The sequence below is a fragment of the Sphingobacteriales bacterium genome, from assembly GCA_016699615.1.
In the GTDB taxonomy this organism is placed as follows: domain Bacteria; phylum Bacteroidota; class Bacteroidia; order Chitinophagales; family JADIYW01; genus JADJSS01.
Map to the genome: position 1 here is coordinate 1,785,929 of CP064984.1, position 13,690 is coordinate 1,799,618.

The window sequence follows — 13,690 nt, forward strand, 5'->3', positions numbered from 1 at the left end:
CTTCTTGCAGATTTTGGTCTATCATTTCTTATCTAAATTTTGATATGTTAAAAATTTACCTGTTCTAATTGTTTTGCCATAGCCTTCAACAAATGTATCATTTTCAAAGATAATATTGCCACCAACTAAAACCATAGAAACTAAATTCTTATTTCTATTTACTAATCTTTTAAATCCATTAAATTCTTCTATTTCTGCTTCTTCTATATTATCTGTAACATTATTCATGAATGCTGGGTCAATAATATTGATGTCTGCTGATTTTCCTTCTGCAATATAACAAGCATCTAAGCCAAACCAATCAGCTTGTTCTTTACTCAATCTCCATATACATTTTTCCATAGTCATTATAGGATTTTTTGCATCAATAGATTTTTGTACATTTTTTATCATCTGCAATGGAAAATTATAAAATGCCATATTTGTTAAGTGTGCACCAGCATCAGAAAAACTTATAATATTATATGGATAATTATATAAATCTTTATATTTTTCTGGACGGTCGTTTCCAATAGTTGTTGTCCATCTTATTTTTTGGTCGTATTCTATTATCATGTCTAAAAAGCAATCAACAGGATGCTGTTTTCTTTCTTCTGCTATTTCATAAAAATTTTTACCAATAAGATTTTCATCAGGACACTCAAGAATGATAGACATACTTAAGTCTTTATGCCAAACTTTTGGAGCAAATTTCCTTTTTATTTCTTTTTTAAAGTTTTCTCTAAAATTTTTATCAACGATTAACTCATCTCTTTCTTTTAAGTTTTTTGCCAAATGTCTCAATGCCTCACCTGATGGGAATTCTTCAAACATAACAGAATCTACACCATTGTAATATACAGTGAAAGGCATAGGTGGTGATTGCATTCTAAAGTTTGCGTTGCAAATTTTATTAAAAAAGTTAGCACCAAATTTTGTTAATGGATAGATGTATCTATCACCAATTAAATCTACAAGCGCAATCATTGTTGTTCTTAATGGTCTTCTAAAAAACCCACTGCTTACAATCATATATTGTACAGCATTGTATCTTGTAACTAAGTTTGGCGCACCTTGCAGTATTGCATTTCTATTGCGTAATGTTCGTAGTAATTTTCTTCTTTCTTTCCAAGAACCATAGAACGATGGTGTTTTTCTAGACCAATATCTATCACCATCCATTTTATCCCATGGATTATCCATTGTAGACATGCCTAGAAATCCTTCATTTAATGCATCGTTTAGCATTTTATCCATTGTACTTTGTTCTTCTTGTGTTGCCTTTATTTTATGGTCTAATGAGCGTTCTAAGCCCATTACTCTGCTTCTTAAATCTGAGTGTCCAATAAACGAAGCAACATTTACACCAAGTGGTAATTTGTCCATGTATGCTTTCCATGTTTTTGGAGAGTCCCAAGTTTTTACATTTTTTAGCAGTGGCAACATAACATCTCGTGGTATTGCCTCCACTCTTGTAAATGTGTCTGAAGTGTCTTCTGGGTTATTGTAAATTGCAGACACAGAACAGCTACCAACTATTACAGTAGTCACACCATGCCTTGCAGATTCTTTTAATCCAGGAGATGCTATAATTTCTGCATCATAATGCGTATGTGTATCAATAAAACTTGGTGCAATCCATTTTCCTTTAGCATCAATAACTCTGGTATCATCTGATGCAACAATATCATCAGTTGTAATCTTTTTTATTATGCCATCTTCAATCAAAATATTTTTTTCTTTTGCTGTTTCATTGCAGTCACCAGAAAAAAGTAATCCATTTTTAATTAAAATCTTTTTATGCATAAGTATAATATTTTGAAGTAAATATAAAAGTATGAAAATAAGAATTAAGAAATCTTATCTTTAGTTAATCTTATTAGATTGATATCTGAAAGTATCTGACTTCATATTTTGATTTGTATTTTATTGGGCGTTAATGGGAAATAATGTTTTATATTTGTATATAAGCTGATTTTGATGAAGTATTTCACTATCTTTTTTGCATTATATATTTTGGTGTTAGCCTCAATGCCTTGTAGTGATTTACATAATGAATGTAATAGTACAAAAAATACACAATCAGGGTTAGTACAAAATGATAATCATAATCACAAATCAGATCACAATGATTTTTGTTCTCCATTTTGTATTTGTAGTTGTTGCCATTCAATTATATCATTAATTTCAATAAATTCTTCTCTCAATATAATTGCATTATATTCAATAGAACGAAACATAAACAAAAGTGTTCGGAATTTTATTTTGATATCTAGATTTTTAAGTAACATTTGGCAACCTCCAAAAATATCTGCAAGTAATAATAACTAAGTAATTATTATTTACGTTTATAATCTATTCTGTAAACGATAATTTCAATTAATTATTATTCGATTTATAGGCAGAAAAATAAATTAAATAAAAAAATAAGCAGATATTAATGTTAGATAAAATTATTCATTTTAGCATAAAAAACAAATTCATTATTGGGTTAATGACTTTGTTTCTTATTATTTGGGGCTTGTGGAGTGCCACCAAATTGCCCATCGATGCCGTTCCTGATATAACCAATAATCAAGTACAGATAATTACCATTTGCCCAACATTAGCTGGCCAAGAAGTTGAACAATTAGTAACTTATCCAATAGAACAAAGCATTGTCAATCTTCCAGATATTGAAGAAACAAGAAGTATTTCAAGATTTGGTTTATCACTTGTTACTGTCGTGTTTGAAGAACATGTGGATATATATTTTGCACGACAACTTATAAACGAAAAACTAAAAGAAGCAACAGAAGAAATACCAAAAGGCTTAGGAATTCCTGAATTAGCTCCAGTTAGTACAGGACTAGGAGAAGTATATCAATATATATTATATCCTAAAAAAGGTAGCGAAGATAAATATAGTGCTTCAGATTTGCGTACTATGCAAGATTGGATAGTAGCACGTCAGCTAAATGGAACTAAAGGCGTAGCAGAAATCAATAGCTTTGGAGGAAAATTAAAACAATATGAAGTTGCCATTAATCCATATAGATTAAAAGCAATGGGTGTAACAATACCTGAGATTTTTAATGCATTAGAAAAGAACAATCAAAATACAGGAGGTGCATATATTGATAAAAAACCAAATGCTTATTTCATACGTGGAGTTGGCTTAGTTTCTTCATTAGAAGATGTAGGCAATATTGTTGTTAAAAGCAGTTCTGGCAGTGTGCCAATATTTATTAGAGATGTTGCAGAAGTAAAATTTGGAAGTGCACTTAGGTATGGTGCATTAACATACAATGGGAAGATAGATGCTGTTGGTGGTGTGGTAATGATGCTAAAAGGAGAGAATAGCAATGAAGTAGTCAAACGTATCAAAGAGAAAATGATAACAATACAACAATCACTACCTAATGATGTAGTAATTGAGGCTTACTTAGATAGAACAGATTTAGTAAAACGTGCAATATCAACCGTAGAAAAAAATCTTATTGAAGGTGCTTTGATTGTGATATTTGTCTTGGTTTTATTTCTTGGCAATCTAAGAGCAGGACTTATTGTTGCATCAGCTATTCCTTTGTCATTGCTATTTGCATTAGCATTAATGAAAGTATTTGGCGTCAGTGCAAACCTAATGAGTTTAGGCGCAATAGATTTTGGGTTAATCGTAGATGGCGCAGTAATTATTGTAGAAGCAACCTTACATCATTTAGGATTAAGGCAATCTATGCAAAAGCTAACGCAATCAGAAATGGATGATGAGGTTTTTCAGTCTGCTTCAAAAATAAGAAGCAGTGCTGCTTTTGGCGAAATAATTATCTTAATTGTGTACATACCAATATTATCATTAATTGGCATTGAAGGAAAAATGTTTAAGCCTATGGCAATGACAGTTAGCTTTGCAATATTTGGAGCACTAATATTATCATTAACATATATACCAATGATGTGTGCATTGATTTTGCCAAAACAATTAAAACATCAAGATACAATTGCAGATAAGATGATGGCATTCTTTTATAGAATTTATCAGCCATTATTACAAAAAGCAATTCATTTAAAATATATTCTAATATCAGCTACAGTTACGCTATTTGCTATTGCATTATTAATATTTAGTAGAATGGGCGGAGAGTTTATTCCAACATTACAAGAAGGCGATTTTGCATTCCATTGCATACTACCACAAGGCACATCACTTAGCCAGAGTATAGAAACATCTATGCAAGCAATGAGAATTATAAAACAATTTGACGAAGTAAAAATGGTAGTTGGAAAAACAGGCTCTGCAGAAGTACCAACAGACCCAATGCCACCAGAAGCCACAGATATGATGATTATTCTAAAACAACAAGATGAGTGGAAATCAGATAAAAATTATGATGAATTGACCGATGAAATGATGGAAAGATTAGAAGTTATTCCAGGTGCATTCTTTGAAAGTAATCAACCAATACAAATGCGTTTTAATGAGTTGATGACAGGCATAAGACAAGATGTAGCCGTAAAAGTTTTTGGTGAAAATATGGATACACTACTAGCATATGCAAATAAGGTATCTAAAGTTATACAAAATGTAGAAGGCGCAACTGCACCAATGATAGAAAGAGTAGATGGATTGCCACAGATAAATGTAGAATACGATAGAATGCGTTTAGCAAATTATGGATTAAATATCGAAGATGTAAATGATGTTATTAGTACTGCATTTGCAGGAAAATCTTCAGGAGTAGTTTTTGAAAATGAAAGAAAATTTGATTTAGTAGTTCGATTAGATACTACATTTAGAAGCAATATTGATGATGTGAGTAATCTATTTATACCTACGCCAAATGGCAATCAAATTCCATTATCACAAGTAGCAAATATATCATACAAATTAGGTGCTGCACAAATTAGCCGTGAGGCAGGCAGACGAAGAGTTGTTGTTGGTTTTAATGTAGATGGAAGAGATGTCCAAAGTGTAGTGGAGGATATTCAACAGAAATTAAATACTGAAGTTAAACTACCATCAGGTTATTATTTTACATATGGTGGAACTTTCGAAAATCTTCAAAAAGCATCTAAAAGATTAATGTTGGCAGTACCAATTTCATTGTTGCTCATTTTTATGCTGTTGTTTCTTACATTTAACTCTTGGAAACAAGCAACCTTAATTTTTACAGCAATACCTATGAGTGCTATTGGTGGTGTATTTGCATTGCTTATTCGTGGCATGCCATTTAGCATATCAGCAGGAATTGGCTTTATAGCATTGTTTGGAGTTGCGGTGTTAAATGGTATTGTGCTAATTGGAACATTTAATCAATTAGAAAAAGAAGGTTGGGCAGATGTAATAAGTCGTGTGATAGAAGGAACTAAAGTACGCTTGCGTCCAGTTTTAATGACAGCAACAGTAGCATCATTAGGTTTTTTGCCAATGGCACTTAGTAGAAGTGCTGGTGCAGAAGTACAGAAACCATTGGCTACGGTAGTAATTGGTGGCTTAATCACAGCAACGTTTTTAACTTTGTTTGTATTGCCATTACTATATATTATTTTCAATTCTAAAAAGTCATTAAATAATAAATCAATGAACCCAATTGCAAGTATTTTAATCGTATTCTTTTTATCAATACAACTTACAAATGCACAGACGAATCAACTTACTTTAGAAGAAATAACCAATATTGCATTGAAAAATAGCACAAAACTAAAAGCAGATGAATTAGAAATTTTAGCAACAAAAAGTTTAAGTAAATCAGCAAAAGAAATACCTAAAACAAACTTTAATGCACAGTTTGGTCAATACAATAGCAATAAAATTGATAATGCATTTTCAATAGCTCAAACAATTCCATTTCCTACATTGTTTGCAGCCAAAAAAAATACAATACAAGCAGAAATATTAAGTAAAGAAATCAATAAAGAAATTACAGAGAATGAAATTAAAGCACAAGTACAAACTTATTATTATCAATTACTTTTTTTAGAACATAATAAAAGAAAACTATTACACTTAGATAGTTTGTATGTAGATTTTGTAAATGCCGCAACTTTGAGATACAAAACAGGTGACACAAAGCAATTAGATAAAACAATTGCAGAAACCAAACGCAACGAAATAAAACTTTTATTGCAAGAAAATGAAAGTGAAATTACATCAACTTATAATCTATTAAAATTATGGATGAATAATAATGATGACTTTTCAATTATTGTAGAGCAAGCATATCAACCATTGCAAGCAAATACAAGTATAGATACCAATCAGCTTTCGCAACACCCAATGATTAAAAAAATAATGCAAGACGCAAATGTAATTGAGCAAAATAAAAAAGTAGAAAAAGCAATAGGCTTGCCAGATTTTACTTTTGGATATAATAATCAATCTCTAATTGGATTTCAGACAATTAACAACCAGGAAAAATATTTTAACGCAGGTAATCGTTTTCATGTTGGTTCAGTTTGTATAGATATTCCACTTACATTTGGTGCTACTAAAGAAAAAATTAAATCATTAGAATATCAAAAACAAGCACTACAAGCATCAGCACAAAGCGAACAAGATAAAATTGAAATAAAGTTGTTAGATGCATTTCAGCAATACAATCAATACATGTTACAATATAATTATTACAAAGAGCAAGCATTGCCAACATCAGCAGAAATAGTAAAAGCAGCAAAACTTGGTTACAAAACAGGCGAAGCAAGTTATGTAGAATATGTATTAGCATTACAAAATGCAACAGAAACAGAATTAAAATATCTGCAATCAATTTATCAAATCAATCAAACAGTAGTAAATATTAATTACTTAATTAGCAAATAAATTAAATATGAAAATAAATATAAAATATAAATATATTATTATGCTTTTTGTTGTGCAATTTATAGCATGCACACATTCGCACGAAGATGAACATGGACATAGCCATGATGTAACTAGCGAAAGCACAACTAATGCACATGAAGACGGCGAAGAAGCAAGCGTTGTGTCACTCACAGATGAGCAAATAAAAACTGTAGATATTCAATTAGGCAATATCGAACAAAAACAACTTACAGCAACACTTAAAGCAAATGGTGCACTAAGAGTTCCGAACAACAATAAAGCAAACGCAACTTCATTGTATGGTGGTGTTATAAAAACAATTAATGTACAAGTAGGTAGTAACGTAAAAAGTGGACAAGTAATTGCAACAATTGCCAATCCACAGTTTATACAATTGCAAGAAAATTATTTGATGCTTACAAGTAAAATAATTTATGCAGAACAAGAATTGGCTCGCCAAAAAGAATTGAGCGATGGCAATGCAGGCGCATTAAAGAATTTCCAAAGTGCAGATGCAGAACTCAAATCATTGCGCACACAAAAAGCATCTTTACAACAGCAAATACAACTTATGGGCATCAATCCAAGTAGTGTAAGCAATAGTAATTTACGTTCAGTATTGACTGTAAAAAGTCCAATTAATGGAACAGTTAGTAATGTATTTTCAAAGATTGGAAGCTATGTAGATGTGTCGTCGCCAGTTGCAGAAATTGTAGACAACAGTCACTTGCATGTAGACCTAAATGTTTTTGAAAAAGATTTGCCTTTACTTAAAGTTGGACAAACAATACATTTTACACTTACCAATAATCCAGTTGTAGAGTATGATGCAAAAATATATAGCATAGGTACAGCATTTGAAAACGATAGCAAAACCATTCCCATACATTGTTCTGTATTTGGTAATAAAGCAGGTTTGATAGATGGAATGAATATTTCAGCAATTGTAAGTTTGAATAACGTTACAACACCAGCAGTACCAAATGATGCCATTGTTGATGCTGAAGGCAAGAGCTATATTTTTATGATTACTGATAAGAAACCACACGAAGCTCATGATGAAGAAGAACATGCACATGAGCATTCAAGTAAAGAAGAACAAGTAACAAAAAATTTTGAACGTATAGAAGTTATAAAAGGTGTTTCAAGTGTAGGATACACAGCCATTACCACAGTAATAGAAATACCAAAAGATGTAGAAATTGTAACAAAAGGAGCGTTTTTTGTTAATGCAAAACTGACCAACCAAGGCGAAGCACACCATCATTGATATAGATAGACAAGAGAAAAGGTTTTATAATTAGAAATAAGGGAATAAAAAAAAGGCATCCGAAGATGCCTTTTGTAGCCTGTAGGGGAATAAAACCAATACCTATGTATAGTATTTTTAATTGATTATCAATACATTATGTGTTTGTGTTTTTTCAATTTTTGTTCTTATTTACCCTTATTTTTACAACTTTTGTTACTCCATTGTTACTCCATTTTGTAAGCTAAACTATAATAAAATCAGTATTTTTAAGTTAATTGTATTTTTATTTTTGCAATAAAAATACCTCCACTTTTTGGGTAGAGGTATTGGTAAAATTCTAATAATAATTATGTTTAATCTTCTTTAGGTTGGTTTTTTTTTATTCTAATTACAAATTTCTTAATATCATTTTCTGTATTATTTATTTCTATATTTTGAGGCAAAACATATTTTAGCAATTTATCTAATAAATATACTCTATCCTTTGGCTCTAATTGTTTTATATCATCAATTAATAAATCAATGTTATTAGATACTAAATTAACAATACATTCTTTAATTTCTTTGGTTGTTTTGTTGGGTGTGCCTTTGGCTCTACCTCCTGTTTTTATAGTTCCTATTTTTCTACCTTTCATATTTCTATTTTTATCTATTTTAGAAATTATTTATCTGTAATATTTTATACTTTCTTTTACTTTTTGATTGAGTTCGGTTATTAGTTCGCTCTCAATGGTTTGGAGTTTCATTTGACTACATTCATTTATTAATTTTATGAGGTCGCCTTTTTGTTTCCTTGTTAAAATACCTTTTTTGGAGCGTTCCTCAATACCTTTTAATGCCTCCAACTTACCTCCTTGCTCTTCTATAAGTTTTAAAACTCCTAATTTTTTGTATTGTTCCTTTGTTGTAATGTTACTCATATCTATTTTAAATGTTTTTAGTTTATCAATTTTAGTATAGTTATTGTATAAATCATTGCAGAGGTTAATGTAAAAGTCTTCATTGGTTAATATTTTGGGTGTTATTGCTGGTACATTAAAATATTTACATAAATTTCTTTTATACCTCATTTCTAATCTTATTAAATTAGCATTTTGATACAATGGAGGAATAAACTCTCTATGGTTTTTTAATTCTGTTATCTTGTTGTAAATACATAACTCTCTATATCCATTTTTATAATTTATTCCAGTTGGTTGCTCTAATCTTTTAAAATGGTTTAGGTTTCCAAAATAGTTTAAATATAAACTTACATCGTGTTTGAGTGTTATTGGTTTTGCAAAATCAAAATTTAATACTTTAGCATTGTTTATTGGTAGGTGTATCGTATCCGCTAATAATTCAAATGCTTGTTTTATTCTATTTAAACCAAAAGGGCTAATATTATTTTTATCTATAAATTTTTGCAAACTACCATTTTTAATTTTTACACTATCATCGGTTATACTTACATCAAAGTTTCCTAATTTGCCTTTAATGGTAGGTATGTTATAATTATATACTATATCTCCATTATTGTACAAGCTGGTTAAATATGCTGGTATTTCCTCCATAAAGCTGGTATTTGGTGCATTTTCTTTAGTTAATATTAGCCCTATGGTATCCATCTACTAATAATATAAAGTGTAACTAATTTGGTTACAAAATGTGTATTGATATAGCAAGTAAGTATTATTTGCCATTAAATACATTTTTTGCCTCCACTCTCAATAATTCAATTTCATTTACTAACTCTCCATTATATACCTCATTATATAAATTTGAAATATCATTTAGCATACCTCTTGCAATAAATATTTCTATGGTGCTGTAATCTTCACTAAATAGCATTATTAAGCCATCTTTGGTATTATTTACATCTCCATATCCAATTAACTTATTTTGTAAGTTTGGCATATAAACTCCACTTATATGAGTACCTCTACTAATAGCCATATCAGGTTTCCTTTTGGAGTTACTGCTACCATAGGTATATTTACCATAATTAAAACTTAAACCACCTATATTAAATTTACTTTTATTGAGTAGTAGTGTTTCAAATGGTGGATACGCTCCAGTTTTAAAAGTTACATCGTACCTACTTTTTGCACCACTTAAAAATTCTGCTTTGTAATAATCTGTAAAAAACTTACCTCCTATCATTTTGCACCTCCATTTTTAAGGGTTACAAATGTGGAGGCCTGGCTCTCCAGTTCTTTGTTTGTGGCTATTCGGTTTTGTTTTAACCAGCTTATAATTTCCAGCCTATCAAAATAATTGACTTTGCCAAAAGGTTTATAAAATGGTATGCCTCCAGTACTACAAAGTTTGTAGATGTGGCTTTTGCTTAAACCTGTATAACTGCTTACCTCTGTAAGTGTTAATACTTCTTTTTGTTCTAAATTCATTTCTACTATTTTTTTGAATTATTAAAAAATAGCAATGCATTGCTTGTATGTAATTACAAGTGCAAATAAACTTGTTTATAATATGCTTTTACTTTCCTTTTTTTGAGGGTACTATCAATAAAAAAACCAGCAAACTATTGCTGGTATTGGTTTAATTAGAAGTTGAAATTTAGGGTACAGTACCGTACAGTACCTATTAATTGAAGTATTTATTTAGTTTTTGTTTATGTATATCTCTACTATCTTTTTTTGCTGTTTTTAGTTGATTTGTAATATCAGTACCATATTTACATAATGCAAAACTATTTACACTTTTTTGGTTAGTACTACCTTGTACAAAGTATTTTTTATCATATAGTAATTGACAAAAACCAGCACACTCAATTAAACTTTTTCTTTGTTTCCAGTTACTTATTTTTGGTTCTATTTTGTTTTCAATTTCTACTAATCGGTCTTGTAATTCTAATTTTATTAAATCCTGCCATTTTATTTGTGGAGGTGCGAGTTGGTTGGTGGTTAATATTGAATTTTCAATATGCTTATTTAATTCTAACTCGTTCTCATTAATTTCTTTAATGTATAGTTCTATTTTATCTATTTCATTTTTACATAAATCATCAAAATAGATAATATCATTTCTTTTTGGATATTTCCAATTGCTTTTAAATTCAATAATTTTTTCATTCAGAAATCTAATTTGTTGCTTATATATTTCAATGTTACTTATTTTACTATACATATTAGAAATTCCAATTAAATGTTTTGGTATTTTTAGATAATACTCATAGTGCATATAATCACTTAATTCAGAGTGGTTATTATAAGTTTTTCCAGTTTCAAACCAATTGTAAGTAGGAATTTCATTTTTTAAAAAAGGTATTTCTATTGGTGCGAGTTGGTTGGTGGTTGGTATATTATTTAATTTACAATATTCTAATAATTGTTTTTTTTGGTGTTGGAATAGTTGAATACCATAACCATAATTGATGTTTTCTGCTATTTTTTGCTCAATAAATAATAATTCATTTGCTATAAATTGCTCTATTTCTCCATTAAGGCAATTACTTTTTATCATATTTTCTATAAATTCAAAATTGTACTCTTGTATTTTTTGTTGTACAAATTTTTTATGAAATTTTCCATCATAATCGTTCATAAATTTATTAATTAATGCTTTTTAAAATTCTATTCATTGTATTTTTTATATTTTCTGCAATAAATTCTATAAATGGCTTATTATTATTTTCTGTTTGTGCTATCTCTAAACATTCATAGTATTTTAATCTACTGGCTACATCTCCTTTTAGAATAGCTATTGGATAACCATTTTGTATTAAAATTAAATTCATTAGTAGCCTACTCGTTCTACCATTTCCATCAATAAAAGGGTGTATAGTTACTAAACGTTGGTGCATTTCTGCACTTAACACAACTGGGTGTATTTTGTCTTTATATTCATTATACCAAATAAAAAAACTTTCCATTTGCTTAGGTACTAAATAAGGTTGTGGTGGTATATGTTTTGCTCCACTTATTAGTACTTGTACATTTCTGTATTTACCAGCGTTGTGGTTGTCTATACCTTGTAAAATAAGTTGGTGTATTTGCAAGAGTATGGTTTCTGTAAATGGTGTTTTATCTTCTACTAATTGTTTTATAAATTCAATAGCATAATAATGGTTGGTTGCTTCTAAATGTTCTTTTAAAGGTTTGCCACCAATAGTTAAGCCCTTTTCTATTACTAATTGTGTTTCTTGTAATGTTAAGGTGTTACCCTCTATTTTATTGCTTTCATAGGTGTATTCAATATCTAATGCTTGGGCTATTTTATAGCTTTGCAAATGCCTTAAATCATTAAGTTGTATTTTAAGCTGTGCTATTTCATTTATTAAATTATCTATCATATATTAATAGTTGGTAGGTTACTAACTGCTCTTTCTTTTAATGATTTTACTATGTGTACATAGCGTTCTGTATATCGTAGGCTACTATGCCCTAATAAACTACTGGTTGTAGTTAGGTCTGCACCATCAAATACTAAATTAGTTCCAAAAGAATGTCTTGCACAATGCCAAGTTATATGTTTATTTATTCCAGCTTTTTTGCACCAATTTTTTAGATTTTTATTACACGCTGTATGTGAGGGCAAAGAAAAAACGTTATCAGTACTTTTTGTTGGTGTTCCTAAAAGTTGTATTGCTATTTTATGTAATTCTATGGTAACTGCATTTTGTGTTTTTTGCTGGGTTTTTCTTAATAAACCATTTTCAAAATCTATGTTTTTCCATTTTAGGTTTATTATGTCGCTGTATCTCAAACCAGTAAATAATGAAAATAAAAAAGCATTTTTTACCTCTTGGTTGGTTATAGGTGTGGAGGCTAATAATTGTATATCATCATTAGATAGCACTTGTTTTTTTATACTCTCATTTCTCTTTATGGTTATGTCTTGGGCTGGGTTGGTTAAAAATATCTTCTTTCTCATTCCAGCTTTTATAAGCAATTTGAATTTTTTAAAATAGTTTGCTGGAGTTTCTCCATTTAAGCTATCCTCTAAATATCTTTTAAAATCATATACTAAACTCTCATCTAAATTATTGGTGTGTAGGGTTTTTATCTCACTATCAATTAAAAATTGCTTAAATTTTAAATAGGTTGCCTCCACTACTCTTTTATCTGCTTTTGTATAATTATTTATAAAATCTTCAAAAAATGCTATAAAATCAATTTGCTGTTTATATGTTGGTACTACATTATAATTATTGCTTTCAAGTTCGTGTTCCCTTTTGGCTTTTATTTTTTTAGCTAATCTCTCATTCTCTTTGTTTTGTTCTCGCTCCAGTCCATTTTTAGGTTTTTCAATATGTTTTAAGTTTTTCAGAAATTCATAACTCCTTTTGTTGTTGTTGTATATATCTAAATAATATGTAGAAATTGTTTTATTCTTATTTGTTTTTTTTCTTAATGCAACAGCCATAAGGTTTGATTTTGATACAAATATAATAAAATGTTACTCCCTTAGTTTGTTTTTGTTTAACTTATGTTTGTTGTTACTTTTACAATGTTTGTTACTCCCTTGTTACTCGCTAATGATAGTAAATAAAAAACTCCCTGAAATTCAAGGAGTTATAAAGGTTGTTTTGTAGCCCGTAGGGGAATCGAACCCCTGTTTGAAGAATGAAAATCTCCTGTCCTGACCCCTAGACGAACGGGCCGTTCTCTAAAGTGAGTGCAAATATAGCATCAAATTTCAAATTATACAATACCTTA

Annotated in this window: 10 protein-coding genes and 1 tRNA gene; 2 read left to right on the top strand and 9 right to left on the bottom strand. The window is 29.6% G+C overall.

Annotated features, from left to right (window positions below; genetic code table 11):
- Window positions 1–21: 21 nt before the first annotated feature.
- Window positions 22–1,785, bottom strand: coding sequence for an amidohydrolase family protein (locus IPK18_08460; protein QQR96939.1), 1,764 nt, complete (start codon window positions 1,783–1,785; stop codon window positions 22–24).
- Between the two features lie 634 nt (window positions 1,786–2,419).
- On the opposite strand from IPK18_08460, the gene IPK18_08465 reads away from it, so the two are divergent.
- Together IPK18_08465 and IPK18_08470 are read left to right on the top strand one after the other, a co-directional pair.
- Entirely contained in the window at window positions 2,420–6,778 is a 4,359-nt protein-coding gene (locus IPK18_08465; GenBank protein QQR96940.1) for a CusA/CzcA family heavy metal efflux RND transporter, read from the top strand.
- A 7-nt stretch (window positions 6,779–6,785) separates the two neighbouring features.
- A complete protein-coding gene (locus IPK18_08470) occupies window positions 6,786–8,051 on the top strand; it encodes an efflux RND transporter periplasmic adaptor subunit (GenBank protein ID QQR96941.1) in 1,266 nt (421 codons plus the stop codon).
- A gap of 335 nt (window positions 8,052–8,386) precedes the next feature.
- Here IPK18_08470 and IPK18_08475 read toward each other — a convergent pair whose 3' ends face one another.
- From IPK18_08475 to IPK18_08510, 8 genes are all read right to left on the bottom strand, one after another.
- Window positions 8,387–8,668, bottom strand: coding sequence for a hypothetical protein (locus tag IPK18_08475; protein ID QQR96942.1), 282 nt, complete (start codon window positions 8,666–8,668; stop codon window positions 8,387–8,389).
- Window positions 8,669–8,698: 30 nt separating this feature from the next.
- Window positions 8,699–9,640 carry a hypothetical protein gene (locus IPK18_08480; protein ID QQR96943.1) on the bottom strand — a complete coding sequence of 314 codons (942 nt, stop codon included), beginning with the start codon at window positions 9,638–9,640 and terminating at the stop codon, window positions 8,699–8,701.
- 64 nt (window positions 9,641–9,704) lie between these two features.
- Complete coding sequence (locus tag IPK18_08485) at window positions 9,705–10,175, bottom strand: hypothetical protein (GenBank protein QQR96944.1); 471 nt, start codon at window positions 10,173–10,175, stop codon at window positions 9,705–9,707.
- On the bottom strand, window positions 10,172–10,420 hold the full coding sequence (locus tag IPK18_08490; protein ID QQR96945.1) for a helix-turn-helix domain-containing protein: 249 nt from the start codon (window positions 10,418–10,420) through the stop codon (window positions 10,172–10,174). Before IPK18_08490 ends, IPK18_08485 begins: the two co-directional genes overlap by 4 nt.
- Before the next feature lie 196 nt (window positions 10,421–10,616).
- Window positions 10,617–11,576 (bottom strand): hypothetical protein, encoded by a 960-nt coding sequence (locus IPK18_08495; GenBank protein ID QQR96946.1) that lies wholly within the window; start codon window positions 11,574–11,576, stop codon window positions 10,617–10,619.
- Window positions 11,577–11,583: 7 nt separating this feature from the next.
- Window positions 11,584–12,324, bottom strand: a complete 741-nt coding sequence (locus IPK18_08500) for a Fic family protein (protein ID QQR96947.1) — start codon at window positions 12,322–12,324, stop codon at window positions 11,584–11,586.
- On the bottom strand, window positions 12,321–13,397 hold the full coding sequence (locus IPK18_08505; GenBank protein QQR96948.1) for a site-specific integrase: 1,077 nt from the start codon (window positions 13,395–13,397) through the stop codon (window positions 12,321–12,323). Before IPK18_08505 ends, IPK18_08500 begins: the two co-directional genes overlap by 4 nt.
- Window positions 13,398–13,563: 166 nt before the next feature.
- Window positions 13,564–13,635, bottom strand: a tRNA-Glu gene (locus IPK18_08510).
- Between the last annotated feature and the right edge of the window lie 55 nt (window positions 13,636–13,690).